Below are 18,525 nucleotides of genomic sequence, written 5' to 3'. Positions count from 1 at the left end.
GGGGCCGTCCCGCGCATCCGGCGGGACGGCCCCCGGCATTGAAATCTGCTGGTACGCGTGCTGGCCCGGCAGCTACGCTGGCCCCCGCCGGAGCAGCCGGCTGACCGGGAGAGGACAGCGCGTTGACCGAGACGACGACCCTGTGGCGGCCCACCGGCCCGCAGGAGCTCGCGCTCGTGCGGGCCTCCGGCTGGACCGCGTGGCCGCCCCGCCTGCCCGACCAGCCGATCTTCTACCCGGTCCTCAACGAGCAGTACGCCGTCATGATCGCGCGGGACTGGAACGTGCCCGCCTCCGGCGCCGGCTACGTCACCCGGTTCGAGGTCGAGCGGGCGTACGCCGAGCAGTTCCCGGTGCAGCAGGTCGGCGGCCGGGACATCCTCGAACTGTGGGTGCCCGCCGAGCAGCTCGACGAGTTCAACCGGCACATCGTCGGCCTGATCGAGGTCGTCCACGAGTTCCACGCCGAGGGCTGACCGGCATACCGGGCCGCCGTCCGCACGCCACGCGGGGGCGGTCCGGTGACTTCCGCCGCATCCGGGAAGGCTTCCGGCGCCGCGGTGGTTGGCAAGATCGTGACTTCTGTGCCGCTCTCCGTGCTCGATCTCGCCCCCGTCGTCTCGGGCGGCTCCAACGCCGAGGCCCTGGCCAACACGACGCAGCTCGCGCAGCGCACCGAGCAGCTCGGCTACCGCCGGTTCTGGGTCGCCGAGCACCACAACATGCCGGGCATCGCCAGCTCCGCCCCGGCGGTGCTGCTGGCGCACCTGGCCGCGAACACCGCCACGATCCGGCTCGGCTCCGGCGGCGTGATGCTGCCCAACCACGCGCCGCTGGTCGTCGCCGAGCAGTTCGGCACCCTGGTCGCGCTGCACCCCGGCCGCATCGACCTGGGCCTGGGGCGCGCCCCCGGCACCGACCAGGTCACCGCGCTGGCCCTGCGCCGCAGCATGGACGCGCTGTCGGCGGACGACTTCCCGCAGGAGCTGGGCCGGCTCATCGACTACTTCGGCACCGGCACCGGCACGCCCCGGGTGACGGCCGTGCCCGGCCGGGGCGACGCCCCGGACATCTGGCTGCTCGGCTCCAGCGACTTCAGCGCGCGGCTGGCCGGGCGCCTCGGCCTGCCGTTCTCGTTCGCGCACCACTTCAGCGGCGGCAACACCGACTTGGCGCTGGCGATCTACCGGGACGCCTTCCGGCCGTCGCACCGGCTGGAACGGCCGTATGCGATGGTCGCGGCCAGCGCCGTCTGCGCCCCCACCGACGAGGAGGCCGACTGGCTGGCCGGGCCGGCCGGGCTGTCGTTCCTGCGGCTGCGCCAGGGCCGGCCGGGCCGGATGCCGACGCCGCAGGAGGCGGCCGAGTACCCGTACACGCCGATGGAGCGCGAGTTCGTGCTGGCCCGGCGTGAGGGCCAGGCGCTCGGCTCGCCGGAGACGGTCACCCGGCAGCTGACCGAGCTGCTGGAACGGACCGGCGCCGACGAGCTCATGCTGACCACGATGGTGTACGACATCGACGCCCGCGTCCGGTCGTTCGAGCTGATCGCCGAGCACGTCGCCCCGCACCTGTCCCGCTGACCCGGCGGAACCGCGGGCCCGCCGGGCATGACCGCGGCGTTCCATCGCGACTTCTGCGGTGCGGCCGGGACCCGGAAGTCGCGGCCGCCGGGCGATGCTCTCGGCTGCCGGACCGAGCGGCCGGGGTCACTCGGCGATGCGCAGGTCCAGGTGCGGGTAGCCGGGGCTGCAGCGGCGGATCTCGGCGGCCGACAGCGCGCCGGAGCCGCGAACGGCCGGACCCGGCAGGAAGTGGACGGTCGTGCCGGTGGTGCCGTCGCCGGCCAAGGGCACTAGGTCGGTGACCGGGATGCCGTTTTCGTAGCGCTGGGTCCACGTGCCGCCGCCATGGCGGCGGTTGGTGTGCACCAGCCACTCACTGAGCGCGGCCACCACCGACATGCCCTGCCGGGGCGCGCCGTCGGGCAGCGCGACCGGCTGCGGGTTGTCGAAGAAGCGCAGGTCGCGGGTGGCCATGATCGGTTTGCGGATCGGGCGGCCGTGCTCGTCGAGCCGGGTGTCGGTGCCCCGGCCGTCGTCGGCGACCGACACCGAGCCGTCGCCGTGCAGGGTGACCGTGCAGGTGCCCCGCCGCCCGGCTGACTCGGCCTCGTCAGCCGCGTACGCCAGCACCTCGAGGACGAGGTGCAGCACGCCACCGGGGCAGTGGCGCGCCGGGTCGCTGCGGATGAGGGCGAGGTGGTCCTGGTCGACCGTCGTCGACCAGTCGTGCGTGGTGTTGACCCAGGCGGAGCGGGGGCTGTCCATCGGAGGATCATTTCACGGCGACCTGGCGTACGGCGACGCCACGTTCCAGCTGGAGTGACGCCCGCGTGCGGGTCTGCCGGTGCGTGGGCCTGCACGGCGTGCCGCATCACGGTGCGCCGGGTGACCTGCGCATAGAGTTGCTGATCATGTCGTACGAGATCATCGACCGGATGCCGACCACGGCCGAGTTCACCGCGGTCACCGCCGCCGTGGGCTGGCAGCACGCCTACGACCCCGACGCGGTGCCCGCCTCGCTGGCCCGCTCCCTGCACGGCGTCGTCGCCGTGTGCGACGGCGCGGTGGTCGGCGTCGGCCGGGTCATCGGCGACGGCGCGATCTACTTCTACCTGCAGGACATCGCGGTGGTGCCGGAGCACCAGGGCCGGGGTGTCGGCCGCGCGCTCCTCACCGCGCTGGAGCGCTGGATCGCCACGCAGGCCGGACCCCGGTCGTTCGTCGGCCTGTTCGCCGCGGGGGAGTCCGTGCGGCTCTACGAGCAGTTCGGATACCGCCGCCACGACGACATGACCGGGATGTTCCGGGTCGGCCCCCGCTGAGGGCCGACCCGCTCCCGGCGTGGGTGACGCCCGGCGAGCGGCGATCGCCGGACGCCTATACCCGGCGGGCGACGCGCAGCAGGTACTCCTTTCGGTCCAGCGGGTTGGCGTCGGTGCGCGGCCGCACCGGGGCCTGCCCCCGCACCTGCCGGTAGTGGTCGAATGCGCCCTCGACGGAGCCCTCGCCGCGGGTGAGCGAGGGCAGCAGCCGCTGCAGCTCGTGCACCCGGGTCGCGGGCAGGTGCACCGCCAGCTCGGCCCCCGCGCCGCGCACCACCGTCGCCTGCGGCACGCCGCCGAGCTGCGCGAGCACCGGCGTCACCGCGGCGACGGCGTCGGCGGGCACGTCCAGGCTGACCCGGTGGATCGGCTCGTGGACGCTCGTGCCGGCCTGCCGCAGCGCGGCCATCAGCACCAGCGGCGTGAGGTTGCGGAAGTCGGCCGCCGAGCTGGACCACTTGCTCCATCCGTACGGCGGCGGCGGGGTGTACGCCGACTGCGTCAGCGTGACCGTGCAGTCGGTGACCTGCCAGCCACGCAGCCCCTGCCGCAGCGTCCGGCGCACCGTCTCCTCGACCGCCTTGATGAACGCCATGGGCAGCGCGCCCAGCTCGATGCCCAGCCGGAAGCGCACGCCCACCCCGACGGCCGCCGGCTCGACGCGCAGCCCGACCCCGGCGCGGAACGGGTTGTCGCCGCCCATCGGCTCCGCCGCCGCACCCACGCCCGCGGGCCGCTCGATGTAGATGGTGGTGGTCTCCTGGAACGACACGGCGATGCCGAACTCCTCGGCGAGCGTGGCCTGGATGACCTCCTTCTGCACCTCGCCGTAGAGCGACACCGACATCTCCGGGCTGCCGGGGTCGCCGCTGCGGCGCAGCGCGATCAGCGGGTCCTGCTCGGCGAGCTGGGTGAGGGCCGCGTGCAGGGCGCCGCGGTCGGCGGGCCGGTCCGGCACGACCACGGTCTCCAGGGTCGGCGGCGCGAAGTGGTGGGCCTCGGCCGACCCGCGCCGGGCCGCGCCGATGACGTCGCCGATGCGCACCTCGGCCAGGCCGGTGATGCGGGCGATCTCCCCGGGGCCGGCCGTCGCCCGGGGCTCGGCGGTGCCGTGGTCGAACACGCTGATCGCGGTCACCTTGCCCGCCCGGCCCTGCCCGAAGGGCAGCCGCTCGCGCACGCCGACGGTCCCGTCGAACACGCGCACGTAGGCGACCTTCTCCCCGGCCGGGCCGCGCTCGACCTTGAACACGGTGCCGGACGCGGGGGCGGCCGGGTCGCCGCCGGCCGCGGGCAGCAGCCGGGGGATCGCGTCCATCAGCTCGGCGACGCCCGCACCGGTGACCGCCGACCCGAAGTACACCGGATGCACCTGGGCCCGCCGGGTCTGCTGGACCAGGCTGCGGCGCAGCCGCCGCCACGGCACCGCGCGGTCGCCGTCGACGTACGCCGCGAGCAGCGCGTCGTCGTGGTCGGCCAGCAGCTCGACGAGCCGGTCGGCGAAGCCGGGATGCGCGGGCGGGAACGGGGTGAACGACGCGCCCGCGCCGCCCAGCCCGTCGACCGCGCCCATGGCGGCGACCGCCGAGCTCAGCCGCTCGGCGATGCCGTCGAGCAGCTCGCCGTAGCGCGCGCCGGAGCGGTCGATCTTGTTGACGAACAGCAGCGTCGGGATGCGCAGCCGCCGCAGCACCCGCATCAGCACGCGGGTCTGCGCCTGCACCCCCTCCACGGCCGAGACGACGAGCACGGCGCCGTCGAGCACGCCGAGCACCCGCTCCACCTCGGCGATGAAGTCCGGGTGGCCGGGGGTGTCGATCAGGTTGATCCGGGTGCCGCCGACGACGAAGGACACCACCGCGGACTTGATGGTGATGCCGCGGCGGCGTTCGAGTTCGAGCGTGTCGGTCTGCGTGTTGCCGTCGTCGACGCGGCCGATCTCGTCGATGACCCCGGCGGCGTGCAGCAGCCGCTCGGTCAGGCTGGTCTTACCGGCGTCGACGTGGGCCAGGATGCCCAGGTTGAGCGTTTTCAAGAAGCGTCATGTCCTCTGCGAAGGCGATGGTGAGCAGGCGGGCGGACATGACAGCTCGCATCGGGCTCTCCTCGCGGCAGGGACAGGACTCCTGGGCAGTACACCAACGCGGGCGTACCCCTCGCAAACGGTTTATTCAACGGTCGAGGCTCCGTTCCTGCCGTGGGAGCAGGCAGGAACGGAGCCTCGGTCAGGGGACGGGCGGCGGCTCGATCAGGTCGTCGAGCCGGTGACGGTGCTGCCGTTCTTGGTGACGTGGTACGTCACCGTGGCGCCGCTCCAGAAGTGCAGGGTGAGCGTGACCTTCGCGCCGGCGTTGATGTCGTTGAACAGCTCCGGCTTCAGGGTGATCGTGTTCGCACCGTAGTTCGGCGCGAACGTGTAGTCGAACTCCTTGAACGAGGTCCAGTTCTGCGGGCCGGCGTTGCTGCCGTCGGCGTACTTGGCCTCCATGGTGGCCAGCACGTCCCCGCGGAACTGCGTCGGGATCGCGAAGGAGCCGGTCGTGCCGGTCGCGTTCGACACCTGCGGCGTGTCGTAGGTGAGGAAGTTGATCCGCCACGGCACGCCCTGCGAGAACACGACGTGCACCGAGGCGTTGACGCCGTACGCCCGGCTGCCGGACAGCCTGGTGATGGCCGCGGCGGTGAATGTCAGCTGGTTGCCGGAGATCGTGTAGTCGCTGCCCTGGGCCAGATTCGTGGTGCCCTGCCGCACCGCGGTGACGGTGGCGCCGTTGAGGTTGAGCGTCACCGACTTCGCCGTGATCGAGCTCGCGCGGGCGCTGAAGATCTGGTCGGACGAGGCGGTGCCGGAACGCACCGTCCAGCTCGACTTGATCTGGTTGAACAGCTCCGGGTCGCTCCACGCGAACGAGGTGCGGCCGAAGTGCTGCCCGTTGTCCCACAGCATGGTGGTGAGCCGCCGGGTGCGCGCGTAGTAGCCCAGGTACTCGAAGAACTTGAGCTTCTCGCCCTGCTCGATGGTGCCGACGTGCCGGTCGAAGCCGAGCAGGCCGTACTCACCGATGATCACCGGGATGTTGCGGCTGACGAAGGCGTTGTAGACCCGGTCGAACTGGTCGGTCAGGTCCTGCTGCGTGGTGGCGTCGAACTTCGTGTACCCGGCGATGTTCACGCTGAACGGCCAGAACCCGTAGAAGTGCACGGTGGCGATCAGGTTCGGGTCGTTGAGCGCGGTGAACGTGGCCGTCAGCTCGTCGATGCGCGCCTGGTCGGCCGAGGTGTGCAGGGTCGGCAACACCAGCAGGCGGGTGCTGTTGTTGCCGCCGGAGGCGCGCACGATCCGGTGGAACGAGGTGTTGAGCTCGTGCAGCAGCTGCGCGCTCTGCGCGTCACCGGAGGAGCCGGTGAACTGCGGCTCGTTGACGCTCTCCAGGGTCAGCTTCGGCGAGGAGTCGCGGAACGTGCTCGCCAGCTGCGTCCAGATCGCGTTGTACCGGTTGAGCACGTTGGTGCGGTCACCGGGCATGTTCGCGATCCACTGCCACGAGTCGTGGTGGATGTTGAGCATCACGTACAGGTCGGCGGCCAGCGCCCAGTCGACGACCTCCTTGACCCGCGCCAGGTACGCCGCCTCGATGGTGTAGCTCGGCGCGCCGCCCTGGTGCTGGCCCCAGGTGACCGGGATGCGGATGCTCTTGAAGCCCTGGGCCTTGATGTTGGTGATCAGTGCCTGGGTGATCCGCGGGTTGCCCCAGGAGGTCTCGTCGGCGCCGGTGGCGTCCAGCGAGTTGCCGAGGTTCCAGCCGGGCTGCATCGCGGCCACGGCGGCCATCGCGTTGCCGGGGGGCGGGGTGCTCGGCGACGGGCTGGCCGAAGGGCTGGTGGAGGGGCTGGTCGACGGGCGCGGGCTGGCCGAGGCGCTCGGCGACGCACTTGCCGACGGGCCGACGGCACCCGTGCACGTGACGCCGTTGAGCGCGAACGAGGTCGGCGCGGTGTTGCTGCCCGACCACGAACCGTTGAAGCCGAACGAGACCTTGCCGTTGGTGGGGATGGCCGCGTTGTACGACACGTTGGTGGCGGTCACCGTGGCGGCGGGCTGGGTGTGGGTCGCGCTCCAGATACTGGTGATCTTCTGGCCGTTGGCGTACGTCCAGACCAGGTTCCAGCCGTTGACCGGGTCGCCGAGGTTGGTGATCTCGACGTTGGCGGAGAAGCCGCCGGGCCACTGGTTGGGCACGGAGTAGTTCACCCGGCAGCCGGCCGCCGCGTAGGCGTTGGTCGCGGCGACGAATGCGCCGCCGGCGACCACGGTCGCGACGCTGCCGAGGATGAGGGCGGCTCTCCATCGGGCAGAGCGCAGCCTGTTCTGCAGACTTGTCATGAGTTCCTCGCTGATGAGGGGCTGCGCGATGCGATGGCGGCCCGGTCGCCCAGGCACCGCGCAGTGACGAACACTGATCACATCAGACTAAGTTGTGTCTCCAAACTATTCAACCGCTGCGCCAAGATCACGTCGATCTTGCGCGAACTGTTGGGGATACGCCGGAATGGTGCGTGTCATCCCCACAGTCCACGCAAGATCGGCGGGGAGAGAGGAGGGGGTGGGGTGCAACGCCGGGGGGTTCCGGGACGACTTTGGGGTGTGACCGATGTGCACACACCACCACGGGCCGCCCCGGCCGAAGACGTCTACCGGGATCACCGGGACGGGCTGGTGCGCCTGGCGTACCTGCTGACCGGGTCGCGGGAGCAGGCCGAAGACCTCGTGCAGCAGGCGTTCGCCGGTGCCTGGGACCGCTGGCAGGCGATCGACCAGCCGCTGCCCTACCTCAAACGCGCCATCGTGAACCTGGCCGCCGACGCCCAGCGGCGCGGCATCCGCGACCGGCTGTTCCGCCAGCGGGCGCGGGTCGAGCCGGTCACCGAGGTGCCCGAACTCGACGAGACCTGGGCACACATCAAGGCCCTGCCGCCGCGCCAGCGGGCCGTCGTCGTCCTGCACTACTACGACGACCGCCCGCTCAACGAGATCGCCGAACTGCTCTCCCGTCCCGCCGCCACCGTCCGCTCGGACCTGCGGCGCGCCCTCGAACGCCTCCGGAAGGTGCTCAAGTGACCCTCGACGAGCGGCTGCGCCGCACCCTGCACGCCGTGGCCGAGGCCATGCCCGAAGCCGCCCCGGCGCCGGTGGCCCGCCGCTCCCGAAAGCGGGTCGCCCTCCTGCTCGGCGCCCTCGTGGTCCCGCTGGCCGCCGGCGGCTACGTGCTCGGCGCGGAGTACGTCAACCAGATGCCGCCCAAGAACCCGCTAATGGCCGGGGACGCGCACGGCGAGCGCTACTGGCTGGTCCCGGGCCGGGTCGCCGACGACTGCGGGGTCAAGGTCTCCGCGGTGGAGCTGGTGGTGGAGGAGTGGAACACCGTCGGCGACGAGTGGAACACCTCCGGCAGCAGCTACGGCGACCGGATCGTGAACTGGGTCGGCACGCCCACCGCCTCCCCCCTGCCCGGCGGGGGAGAGGTCCGGTCCGGGATGTCGACGAGTTGCGGGGTGGACGAGACGGCGTGGCTGGCCGACCCGGCCCGCTTCGAGTCCGGCCACGTCAAGCTCGACGGCGACCGCATCTACCACGTCGCCGTGCACCCGACGGTGAGGTCGATCCGGGTGACGACGCCGGGCGGCACCGAGACCGTCGCGACGATCACGCCGCCGGACCGGCCGGACGGCCCCCGGTACGCCGCGTTCGACGTCCCGGAGTCGTCGGCCGTGATCCAGCTGACGCTGCTCGACGCCGCCGGGCGGGAGGTCGGCGGCCGGGACCTGGCCAAGCCGCGTACCGGTAAGAACTGAGCGGCGCCGCCCGCCGTGCCCCGATGCCCGGGTGTCCTCCTTCCGGGTGTCGGGGTCGTCGCGCCGGTGGGGCCGCCATACGGCAGCGAGCCTGCTCGACGGGCTGTTTTCGCAGGACGCGGCCCGTTCGGACCGGCTGCCTGGCTGTGTCGCCGAATCATGGGCCCTGATCGGCCGCGACGTTCGCACTGCCGAGGGACGGGCTGCGCCCGGTCACGATGCCAGACTGAAGCATGATGGCGTCGCACGCGGAGTCCGTGGTGTCGGTGGCCGCCGGCGACGGTGGCGCGCTGATCCACGTGGCGGGGGAGCTGCACCTCGGCAACGCCGAGCAGGTGCGGGGCGAGCTGCACGCCGCGATCGACTCCTGCCCGCACCGGCCGCTGTGCCTGGATCTCGCGCGCCTCACCTTCATGGACGCCCGCGGGCTGGCCGTGCTGCTCGACGCGGCGGCCCGCGCCCGCAGCCGGCAGGCACCGCTGTGCTTGCTCAACGTGCCCGGCCCGGTCCGGCGGATCATCGAGATCACCGGCACCGGCGCCGCGCTCGGCGTGCCGCACCGCGACTAGGTCCACGCTCACCCGGGCTGCCCGGACATCCCACGCAAACCGCCCATGCCGCCGGGGGTTGCCGACTACGCTGTGCAGGGAAGATCACTGCCGAAGGTGCAGCGAAGCGGACGGGCCGGGGGTCGGTGATAACGCGTGGGCCGTACACCCGACGCCGAATTCGACGCGCTGATGTCGCGCGGCTCGCTCTACCCGGTGTTCCAGCCGATCGTCGCGCTCGACTCCGGCGGCATCGTCGGCTACGAGGCGCTGATCCGCGGGCCCAGCGGCAGCGCCTTCGCCACGCCGGACAAGCTCTTCAAGGAGGGCGCCCGCGCCGGGCGGCTGGCCGAGCTCGACTGGATCTGCCGGGCCGCGTCCTGCCGGGCCGCGCTGATGGCCGGCCTGCCCAACACGGTGCCGCTGTTCCTCAACGCCGAACCGGCGACGTTCCGCACGCCCCCGCCCGCGCAGCTGATCGACACCTTCCAGACCGCCTCCGAGCAGCTCCAGGTCGTCGTGGAGATCACCGAGCGGGCGCTGGGCAGCGACCCGGCCGGGCTGCTGGCGGCGATCCTGCGGCTGCGCGAGGCCGGGATGCGCATCGCCCTGGACGACGTGGGCGTCGACAACAGCAGCCTGGCCATGATGCCGTTGATCAGCCCGGACGTGATCAAGATCGATCGCGGGGTGGTGCAGGGGCGGGTCACGCCGCAGTCGTCCGCCGTCGTCAACGCCGTGCTGGCCGAGGCGGAGCGCACCGGCGCCGCCGTGCTCGCCGAGGGCATCGAGTCGCCGGAACACCTGGCGATCGCCCGCTCGATGGGGGCGACGCTCGGGCAGGGCTGGCTGTTCGGCCGCCCGGAGCCGCTGCCGCACGAGTTCGTGCCGGCCGTGCTCAACCTGCCCCGGGTGCCCGCGCCGGAGCTGCCCGGCGGCACGCCGTACGAGGTCGCCGCCCGGCACCGGCCGCCCCGCCACACCACCAAGTCGATGCTCCGGTGCCTGAGCCGGCACCTGGAGAACAAGTGCCTCGACCTGGCGGAGCCCGCCGTGCTGCTCGCGGGGTTCCAGCACGTCCGCTACTTCGACGACGAGGCGCGGCGCCGCTACCGCAGACTCGCCGACGGGGGTGTGCTGACCGCGGTGTACGCCACAGGCATGGCTCCCGAGCCCGAGGGCAAGGTCCGGGGCGGCCCGCTGTCGCCCGGCGATCCGATGGAGCGCGAGTGGGTCGTCGTGGTTCTGGGCGCGCACTTCGCCGGCGGACTGTTCTGCTGCGAGCGGATCGGCGAGGACGACGTCGACGAGGAGAACCGCGCGTTCGACTTCGTGCTCACCTACGACCGGCCGCTGGTGGTGGCCGCGGCCCAGCCGCTGCTGCAGCGGCTGCTGCCGACCGAGCCCGAGACCTACTGGTGAGCCCGTGCACGGCGGGCGGAGACCGCCGGGGCACGCCCGGTCAGCCACGGTCCCCGGCCGGGATGCGTGATTAACTGGGCGGACGCTGATGCCGGCGCCGCGCCGCCCCCGAGGCGCGGACGCCCCGACACCACCGCCGAGGAGCCCCGGGTGAACAGTGGGCACGACCTGGACACCGCTGATGATCATCACGTCGGCCACGGGCACTCCGACGGCCACGGGCACTCCGACGGCCACGGGCACTCCGACGGCCTCGGGCACGCCGACGGCCAAGGGCACTCGCACGGCCACGGGCACTCCCACGGTCCCGCGGCGCCGTCGTCGCGGCGGGCGACCCGGCTGACCCTCGCGGCGCTGATCCCGGCGGCCCTGGCCACCCTGGCCGGCCTGGTGCTGCTGTGGCCGGGACCGGTCGACGCCGAGCCGTGGACCGGCGCCGAGCGCGCCGACGGGATCGTGCAGACCGTGCGGATCGTCGACTGCGCCGACGTGGCGGAGCCTCCGGTGCAGACCCCGGACCAGCAGGCGCCGCCGACCTGCGGCGAGGTCACCGTACGCCTCACCAGCGGCGCCGAGCAGGGCAAGACGATCACCACGGGCATCCCGTCGGGCCCGGGGGCGCCCGAGGTCGAACCCGGCGACAACGTGATCCTCATGCTGACCGAGGACTTCGAGGACGGCAGCCTGCGCTACGACATCGCCGACCACGACCGGACCGACGGCCTGTGGGCGCTGGCGCTGGCGTTCGTGGGCGCCGTCATCGCGTTCGGGCGCTGGCGCGGGGTGACGGCGCTGATCGGGCTGGCGTTCACGTTCGCGGTGCTGCTGATGTTCGTCGTCCCGGCGATCCTGGCGGGCAGCTCGCCGCTGCTGGTGGCGATCGTCGGCGCGGCGGCGATCATGCTGGTGGTGCTCTACCTCACGCACGGCGTGAACGCGCCCACCTCGATGGCGGTGCTGGGCACGCTCACCGCGCTCGCGCTGACCGGCCTGCTGTCGGCGCTGTCGGTGTCGCTGCTGCACCTGACGGGCATGGCCAGCGAGGAGTCGGTGTACGTGACGTTCGTCAACGCCGACATCAACATGCCGGGCCTGCTGCTCGCGGGCATCCTGATCGGTGCGCTCGGCGTGCTCGACGACGTCACCGTGACCCAGGCGTACACCGTCACCGAGCTGGCGCACGCCAACCCGAAGCTCGGCTTCCTCGGCCTGTACCGGGCCGCGTCCCGGGTCGGCCGGGCGCACATCACCTCGGTGATCAACACGATCGTGCTGGCGTACGCGGGCGCGTCGCTGCCGACGCTGCTGCTGCTCACGGCGGGCGGTGCGCCGCTGGGGGAGATGCTGACCACGGAGTTCCTGGCGCAGGAGATCGTGCGGTCGGTGGTGGGCACGATCGGCCTGATCGCCGCCGTCCCGATCACCACCGCGCTGGCCGCCCTGGTCAACCGCGGTGGCGGGGAGCCGGGCGTGCCGGCGCGCACCCGGCGCGTACGCCGGCCCGACGCCCTCGAACAGGCCTGGGGTCTGCCCACGGACGAGGAGCAGCCGGCCCGGCGCCCCTCGCCGCTGCCACACTGACCTCCCGCGGGCTGTGCATCGTCAGCGGGCCGGGGCGGCTGCCGCGTCACGGCCGGCCGACAGGGCCGCGAACGCGCCGGACGGGTCGTCGGCGAAGAAGCGCACCACCCGCACCTGCTCCCGCCTGCCGAGCGGGCGCACCGCGACCACCGGCTCGGCCAGCTCGACGATCAGGTTCGTCTGGCTGTTCACGGACAGCGCCAGCACGTCACCGTCCACTTTGAGCATGCCGGTCTCGTTGTAGTTCCGCTTGTGCTGCACCGCGACGATCAGCTCGCGCGGGATGCGCAGGTCGAAGAAGGCGCCGCTGCGGATGCGCAGCTCACCGGAGCTGACGACGTGCGGCCGGGTGATGCAGCAGGCGATGACCGCCAGCGCGATCAGGATGCCGTACGCGTCGAGCACCAGCACCACCATGCGCAGCCCGGCCGGCGCGTCCAGCGAGCGCAGCAGGATCTCCACGCCGACCAGCTCGATCACGGACGCGAACAGGAATCCGGCCATCAGGACCACCTGCTCGCTGGCGTACGAGAACGCCGCCGCGCCCGCGGGCACGCCGTGCTTGCGTCCCGTGACCCAGAGCACCAGGCTGACCATGCCCTTCGCGTCGAAGCTCATCAGCCGCCGCACCTGCACCGGCACGAGCTGCTCGTACGCCGCCCGCAGCGCCGCCTTGCGCCCGGCGCCGTCCTGGCGCGTCGCGCGGTACACCCGCCACAGCGCCACCGCCTCCAACGCCAGCACCGCCAGGACCACGATCTCCGCGGCCACGAGCACGGGGCGGGGCAGCGCGACGCCGGACACCAGCAGCACGGCCAGCAGCGCCTCCGCCGGGACCAGGCCGAACAGCGCGGCACGGGCGATCTTCATCATCGGGCTGCCTCCTTGAGGGTGGTGACCATCAGGCGCAGCACCTGGGCCTGCGCGGGGGTGAGTTCATCGGTCATCAGGTCCAGCCAGCGGCCGGTCTCGGCGTCGTCGAGGCTGGCCAGCATCGCGGTGGCCATCTCGGCGGGCAGGTGCGCGGCCAGGTCGGCGGCGAGCATGCCCACCCGGGGGTCGGCCGGGTCCACGTCGGCGAGCGCGTCCATCCTGGCGGTCAGCGCGTGGCCCCGCTCGCGCGCCTCCGGCGTGGTGAGCGGCTGGAACAGTGCCAGCACGTGGTCGCGGGCGGCCGGGTCGGCGCCGGTGTCGATCAGCGACACCATGTCGCGGTCCAGCGCGGCGAACGCGGAGCCCGCCGGGTGCAGGTCGCGCAGCGCGTCGGCCAGGTCCGGCGCGACGGTCGCGTCCGGGTTGAGGTCGGCCCCGGCCAGCAGTGCGGCCAGCCGGGCGCGGCGGGCGGCGATGGCCTCCTGCTGGCGGGCCAGGTCGGCGTCCAGCTCGGTGAGCACCTCGCGCAGCTCTCGGCCCTGGTCGTCGGCGAGCACGTCGCGGATCTCGTCCAGCGACAGGCCGAGCTCGGCCAGGCGGCGCACCCGCGCGAGCAGGACGGCGTCGCGCAGTCGATACTCGCGGTACCCGCCGGGGGTCCGCTCGGGTTCGGGCAGCAGCCCGAGATGGTGGTAGTGGCGCACGGTGCGGGTGGTCACCCCGACCAGCGCCGCCAGTTCGCCGATGCGCATGACACCATTAGAAACGTTGACGTTACGTCAAGGTCAAGTCGGGCGGTGCTGGTCAGCGCGTCGGTGCTCTTGGTGCGCCCGCCGTCGGAGAGCGCGGGGCGACCGGCCGTCGATCTCCCGCTCGTGCGTCACGCCGTCCGGGCTCGCAGGTCCTTGGCGTACGCGAGGCCGGGTCGCCCGTCCAGCTCGATCTGCTCGCCCGGCGTGAACCCGGTGCGCGCGAGCACGGCCCGCGACCCGGCGTTGTCGAGCGTGGTGACGGCCCGCAGCCTGGTCAGCCCGTACTCTTCGGCGGCCAGCTCGCACACCCGGGTCACCCCTGCGGTGGCCAGGCCCCGCCCGGCGGCGGCGCGGGCGATGCGGTAGCCGAGCTCGGCGGCGCCGTCGGCCACGTCGACCAGGTTGACCCGGCCCAGCACCTGACCGTCGGTGTCCACCAGCAGGTGGAAGTGGCACAGTCCGGCGTCCTGCTCGGCCAGCAGCGCCGAGTGGCGGGCGGCGAAGTCCGCGAAGTACGCGTCGCCGCGGTCCGGGATGGACGCGGCGAAGTACGCCCGGTTCGCCCGCTCGAAGGCGAGCAGGGCGGCGGCGTGGTCGAGGCGGAGGCGCTGGAGCTCGGGCACCCGGCGAAGGGTACGCGACGGCGCGACCGTACCCGGTTGGTGGACCGGCGGCCCGGGGCCCGGCCGCACGACCGCGGTCCGGCGGGTCAGCCGGGGTCGTCGGCGAGCAGCCCGGTCAGCAGGCCGCGCACGGTCCGCTCGAACAGGTCCCGGCGGGGTGCGTCGCCCGCCGGCTCGGCGACCGCGGCGACCAGGTGTGGGTACGCCGCGGGGTCGACGTCGCCGAAGCCGGGTGCCGGCGCGCTGCTCGCGTCGGGAGCGGGCACGGCGGCGGCGAACAGCGACACCACGCCGGTCAGCATGGCGATCGCCTCGAACTTCGCGGCGGTGCCGCAGCGCACCGGCCGCAGGATGCGCAGGCATTCGTCGAAGTACGACAGCGTGTGCGGGCCGGGTTTCGGGCCGTGCCCGATCGCCTCGCGCAGCCACGGGTGCCGCTGGAACAGCGCGAGCTGGCGGCGGGCGAGCCCGGTCAGCTCGTCCTGCCAGCTCCCGGTGCCTTGCGGATACGGGCTCAGCTCGCCCACGCACCTGTCGACCATCAGGTCGAGCAGGTCCTCCCGGGACGACAGGTGCCGGTAGAGGGAGGCGACGGCCATGCCGAGCCCGGCCGCCACGGCGCGCATGGACACCGCGTCGAGGCCGCCGGTGTCGGCGAGCTGGATCGCGGTGCCGACGATCGTCTCCCGGCTGTGCGCCGGAGCCGGTCCGCGCCTGCCGCGCTCGGGCCGGGTCCAGATCGACCGGTCGCCGGAGCCCTCCGCGCCGGAGCCCGATGATGCGAGAGCCACCGCACTACTATAAACTGCGAACAGCGTTCACGGTTTTCAAGTGGCGGAGGAGAGCTGTCATGGAGCGGATCACGGCACCCGACGGGGCGAGCCTCGTCCTGCACTCGACCGGCACCGGGCCGGGTGTCGTCCTGGTGCACGGCGGCGGGGTCACCATCGACGTCTACCGCCGCCTGATCACCCGGCTCGCCGACCGGTTCACCGTGCACGCCTACAACCGGCGCGGACGGCAGGACGCACCCGCCCGCCGGGAGCCCTACTCGGTGGAGCACGAGGTCGACGACCTCGGCGCGCTGCTGGCGCACACCGGCGCCCGCAACGTCATCGGGCACAGCTACGGCGGCTTCGTCGCCCTGCGCGCCGCCCTGCGCCTGCCCATCGACCGGCTGGCCCTCTACGACCCGGCGCTCGCCCTCGACGGGACGCCGTCGTGGGCCTACCTGGACGCGGTGGACGAGGCGCTGCGCGCGGGGAACACCGCCCGCGCGATGGCGATCGTCGCGGCCGGCGTCAACACCCACTCGAAGGTGTCGAAGCTGCCGCTGAGCGTGCGCACGGCGATCTGCCGGGCGTTCCTGCGCACCCCGATCGGCCGCGGGATGGGTGAGCTGCTGCCGATGACGATGTCCGAGGTCAGGCAGGTGGCGGCCCACGACGGCCCCGCCGAGCGGTACGCGGCTGTGACCGCCGAGGTCCTGCTGGCCTGCGGGGCCAACGCCCCGGCCTACTTCGAGGCGCACAACGCGGCGCTGGCCCGCGTCATCCCCGCCGCGCGCACGCTGCGCGTGGCGGGCCGCCACGACGCCATCGCCATCGCGCCCCCGCGCCTGGTCGACCCCATCGCGGAGTTCCTCGCCGCCCCGATCGCACCCGAGCGGGCCGGCCGGCGCTAGGCGGCGGTGGTGCGAGGGGGCGTGGCGGGATCAGCACGGGTGACGGCGTCCGCGCCCGGCCGGCGTCCGCGGGCGCAGGCAGCTCCGCCGCGCGTCGGTGAAGCGGCGCGGGCGCTCGTCGTCGATCGGCGGCTCCCACTCGTCGGCCGGCGCGACGGCGAGCAGCACGTCCGCGCCGGCGGCGTGGATCGCCGCGCGGACCGCCGCGGGCGGCCGGGCGATGCAGAGCGTCACGCCGTGCCGCAGCGCGGCGGCCTGGAACATGGTCAGCGTCGCGATCCCGGCGACGTCGATCGCCTCGACGTCGGCGAGGTCCACCGTGAGCTGGTCGGCCTCGAACCGTTCCAGCGCCACGGCGATCGCCTTGCCGAGCAGGTGCGCGGTGGTCGCGTCGAGCCATCCGCGCACCGTCAGGTAGAGGCCCGACGGTGCGGCGTACAGGCGCAGCTCCAGTGGCTCGCTCATGGCCTCGGCTCCAGGGGCAGGGGACGGGTGACTTCCGTTCATGCCCACGCTCGGCCGCGTTAAACCCATTTGCGGTCACGAATTTGTAACAAGGCTGTCATCGTCTGTTCGCGAGCGCCGCCTTCACGTGTTGACCAGCCACCTGCGGCCGTCGATCAGCTCGCGCGCGGCGTCGAGGTGACCGGCGTGGCAGGCCGTCTCCGTGATCACGTGCAGCAGGATCGCGCGCATGTCGCCCGGCCGCCAGTCACCGAAGCGGCCGTCAGGCCACCACGCGGGGGCGGCGTCGGCCGGGGTGGCGCGCACGACCGCGTCGGCCAGCTCGATCTGCCGCTGGTAGAAGTCGAGGACCTGCTGCGCGGGCACGTCCTCGCCGACCTGCCAGGCATCGGTCGTCTCCGCCAGCGCGGCGACGGCCGCCGGGTCGCCGCCGACCACGGCCCGGAACCAGAACAGCTCCACGTCGTGTGCCAGGTGGCGGATCAGGCCCAGGCAGCTCCAGCCCGACGGCAGCACGGGCCGGCGCAGGTCGGCGTCGGACAGTCCCGCCACGATCCCCAGCACGTGCCGCCGCTGCCCGTGCAGGCACGCCAGCAGCGTCTCGTTCGCGGTGCCGACCGGTGTGTACGTCATCGCGTCCCCCTCAGGAGTTCTCGTCGGCGCGCTCGCGCAGCGCCTGGCGTTCGGAGTCGCTCCGGGCCAGCTCGGCGGCCTGCCGGAACAGTGTCGCCGCGCGGGCACGGTCGCCTGCGCGCGCGGTGAGGTCGGCCTCGGCCGCGACGGCGTACGCCTCGCCGTCGAGCGCCCCGCCCGCGCGGGCCCGCGCCAGCAGCGCCAGGCCGGCCGCCGGCCCGTACGCGTACCCGTGCGCCACGGCGCGGTTCAGCTCGATCACCGGGTCGGGCTCGTCGCGGGCGAGCGCGTCGTAGCAGGCGGCGATCCGGGCCCAGTCGGTGCCGGCGACCGACGGGGCGGTGGCGTGGCAGGCGGCGATGCGGGCCTGCAGCGCGTACGGTCCGTCGCCGCGCACCCGGTCCAGGATGGCCAGTCCCTCCTCGATCGCGGCCCGGTCCCAGCGGGCCCGGTCCTGCCGGTCCAGGGTGAGCAGCCGCCCGTCGGCGTCGCGGCGCGCGGCCCGCCGCGAGTGCTGCAGCAGGAACAGCGCCAGCAGCGCGGCCGGCTCGGACTCGTCCGGCATGAGGCCGTGCAGCAGCCGGGCCAGGCGCACCGCCTCCTCGGCGAAGGCCGGCTCGCCGTCGGGGTTGTAGCCGCGGGTGAACAGCAGGTAGAGCACGGCCAGCACGCCGGGCAGCCGCTCGGCCAGCGCCGCGCCCCGCGGCACCCGGTAGGGGATGCCCGCCTGCGCGATCTTGGTCTTGGCCCGGGTAAGCCGCCGCGTCATGGTCGCCTCGGCGACCAGGAACACCCGCGCGATGTCCGCGGTCGGCACCCCGCAGATCGTCCGCAGGGTCAGCGCGACCTGGGCTTCGGCCGGCAGCGCCGGATGGCAGCACGTGAAGATCAGCCTCAGCCGGTCGTCCACCACGTCCTCCCGCATGGCCGGGGATGGCTCGGGATCGGTCAGCAGCGCCAGGTCCCGCAGCTTGCGCTGCTCGACCGTGGCCCGCCGCAGCACGTCGACGGCCCGGTTGCGGGCCGTCGTCATCAGCCAGCCGCCGGGGTTGCCCGGCACGCCGTCGTCCGGCCAGCGTTCCACCGCGGCCGCCAGCGCCTCCTGGGCGCAGTCCTCCGCCAGGGTCCAGTCCCCGGTGACGCGGATCAGGGCCGCGACGATCCGGGGGTACGCGTCGAGGGCGGCGTCCGCGGCGGCCGACGC

19 protein-coding genes are annotated in these 18,525 nt (G+C 73.4%); 9 read left to right on the top strand and 10 right to left on the bottom strand.

Annotation, left to right across the window (positions count from 1 at the left end):
- The first annotated feature begins 122 nt into the window (after positions 1–122).
- On the top strand, positions 123–476 hold the full coding sequence (locus tag AB0J67_RS31545; protein ID WP_363487685.1) for an ADP-ribosylation/crystallin J1: 354 nt from the start codon (positions 123–125) through the stop codon (positions 474–476).
- Positions 477–584: 108 nt separating this feature from the next.
- Positions 585–1,583, top strand: coding sequence for an LLM class flavin-dependent oxidoreductase (locus AB0J67_RS31540; protein WP_363487683.1), 999 nt, complete (start codon positions 585–587; stop codon positions 1,581–1,583).
- A gap of 126 nt (positions 1,584–1,709) precedes the next feature.
- Here AB0J67_RS31540 and AB0J67_RS31535 read toward each other — a convergent pair whose 3' ends face one another.
- Positions 1,710–2,330, bottom strand: coding sequence for a hypothetical protein (locus tag AB0J67_RS31535; protein ID WP_363487681.1), 621 nt, complete (start codon positions 2,328–2,330; stop codon positions 1,710–1,712).
- Between the two features lie 146 nt (positions 2,331–2,476).
- Between AB0J67_RS31535 and AB0J67_RS31530 the strand changes: the two genes are divergently transcribed.
- Positions 2,477–2,887 (top strand): GNAT family N-acetyltransferase, encoded by a 411-nt coding sequence (locus AB0J67_RS31530; protein WP_363487679.1) that lies wholly within the window; start codon positions 2,477–2,479, stop codon positions 2,885–2,887.
- A gap of 55 nt (positions 2,888–2,942) precedes the next feature.
- Here the strand turns inward: AB0J67_RS31530 and AB0J67_RS31525 are convergent, their stop codons facing one another.
- Positions 2,943–4,922: a translation factor GTPase family protein gene (locus AB0J67_RS31525; protein ID WP_363487677.1), complete on the bottom strand. Its 1,980-nt coding sequence runs from the start codon at positions 4,920–4,922 to the stop codon at positions 2,943–2,945.
- 213 nt (positions 4,923–5,135) lie between these two features.
- A complete protein-coding gene (locus AB0J67_RS31520; RefSeq protein ID WP_363487675.1) occupies positions 5,136–7,271 on the bottom strand; it encodes a cellulase family glycosylhydrolase in 2,136 nt (711 codons plus the stop codon).
- Between the two features lie 261 nt (positions 7,272–7,532).
- Between AB0J67_RS31520 and AB0J67_RS31515 the strand changes: the two genes are divergently transcribed.
- From AB0J67_RS31515 to AB0J67_RS31495, 5 genes are all read left to right on the top strand, one after another.
- Entirely contained in the window at positions 7,533–8,006 is a 474-nt protein-coding gene (locus AB0J67_RS31515; RefSeq protein WP_363487673.1) for a sigma-70 family RNA polymerase sigma factor, read from the top strand.
- A complete protein-coding gene (locus AB0J67_RS31510) occupies positions 8,003–8,740 on the top strand; it encodes a hypothetical protein (RefSeq protein WP_363487671.1) in 738 nt (245 codons plus the stop codon). The genes AB0J67_RS31515 and AB0J67_RS31510 overlap by 4 nt, the downstream gene beginning before the upstream one ends.
- 233 nt (positions 8,741–8,973) lie before the next feature.
- Complete coding sequence (locus AB0J67_RS31505) at positions 8,974–9,309, top strand: STAS domain-containing protein (RefSeq protein WP_363487669.1); 336 nt, start codon at positions 8,974–8,976, stop codon at positions 9,307–9,309.
- 135 nt (positions 9,310–9,444) lie between these two features.
- Positions 9,445–10,710 (top strand): EAL domain-containing protein, encoded by a 1,266-nt coding sequence (locus tag AB0J67_RS31500; protein ID WP_363487667.1) that lies wholly within the window; start codon positions 9,445–9,447, stop codon positions 10,708–10,710.
- Positions 10,711–10,860: 150 nt separating this feature from the next.
- Positions 10,861–12,291: a YibE/F family protein gene (locus AB0J67_RS31495; protein ID WP_363487665.1), complete on the top strand. Its 1,431-nt coding sequence runs from the start codon at positions 10,861–10,863 to the stop codon at positions 12,289–12,291.
- A gap of 21 nt (positions 12,292–12,312) precedes the next feature.
- Here AB0J67_RS31495 and AB0J67_RS31490 read toward each other — a convergent pair whose 3' ends face one another.
- The 4 genes from AB0J67_RS31490 to AB0J67_RS31475 form a co-directional block, all read right to left on the bottom strand.
- Positions 12,313–13,164, bottom strand: a complete 852-nt coding sequence (locus AB0J67_RS31490) for a hypothetical protein (RefSeq protein WP_363487663.1) — start codon at positions 13,162–13,164, stop codon at positions 12,313–12,315.
- Positions 13,161–13,916, bottom strand: a complete 756-nt coding sequence (locus AB0J67_RS31485; protein ID WP_363487661.1) for a MerR family transcriptional regulator — start codon at positions 13,914–13,916, stop codon at positions 13,161–13,163. Before AB0J67_RS31485 ends, AB0J67_RS31490 begins: the two co-directional genes overlap by 4 nt.
- A 128-nt stretch (positions 13,917–14,044) precedes the next feature.
- Complete coding sequence (locus tag AB0J67_RS31480) at positions 14,045–14,539, bottom strand: GNAT family N-acetyltransferase (protein WP_363487659.1); 495 nt, start codon at positions 14,537–14,539, stop codon at positions 14,045–14,047.
- A gap of 86 nt (positions 14,540–14,625) precedes the next feature.
- Complete coding sequence (locus tag AB0J67_RS31475; RefSeq protein WP_363487657.1) at positions 14,626–15,330, bottom strand: TetR/AcrR family transcriptional regulator; 705 nt, start codon at positions 15,328–15,330, stop codon at positions 14,626–14,628.
- A 59-nt stretch (positions 15,331–15,389) separates the two neighbouring features.
- On the opposite strand from AB0J67_RS31475, the gene AB0J67_RS31470 reads away from it, so the two are divergent.
- Positions 15,390–16,223, top strand: coding sequence for an alpha/beta hydrolase (locus AB0J67_RS31470; RefSeq protein ID WP_363487655.1), 834 nt, complete (start codon positions 15,390–15,392; stop codon positions 16,221–16,223).
- Positions 16,224–16,253: 30 nt separating this feature from the next.
- Here AB0J67_RS31470 and AB0J67_RS31465 read toward each other — a convergent pair whose 3' ends face one another.
- The 3 genes from AB0J67_RS31465 to AB0J67_RS31455 all read right to left on the bottom strand — a co-directional run.
- Entirely contained in the window at positions 16,254–16,688 is a 435-nt protein-coding gene (locus AB0J67_RS31465) for an STAS domain-containing protein (protein ID WP_363487653.1), read from the bottom strand.
- A gap of 123 nt (positions 16,689–16,811) precedes the next feature.
- Complete coding sequence (locus AB0J67_RS31460) at positions 16,812–17,321, bottom strand: DinB family protein (RefSeq protein WP_363487652.1); 510 nt, start codon at positions 17,319–17,321, stop codon at positions 16,812–16,814.
- Between the two features lie 10 nt (positions 17,322–17,331).
- A partial coding sequence (locus tag AB0J67_RS31455) for a sigma-70 family RNA polymerase sigma factor (protein WP_363487650.1) occupies positions 17,332–18,525 on the bottom strand: 1,194 nt, incomplete at its 5' end.

Origin of the sequence: Catellatospora sp. NPDC049609, assembly GCF_040675365.1 — a bacterium.
Taxonomy (GTDB): Bacteria; Actinomycetota; Actinomycetes; order Mycobacteriales; family Micromonosporaceae; genus Catellatospora.
The sequence above is the reverse complement of the archived record's forward strand: the minus strand, read 5'-3'. Positions and strand labels throughout refer to the sequence as shown.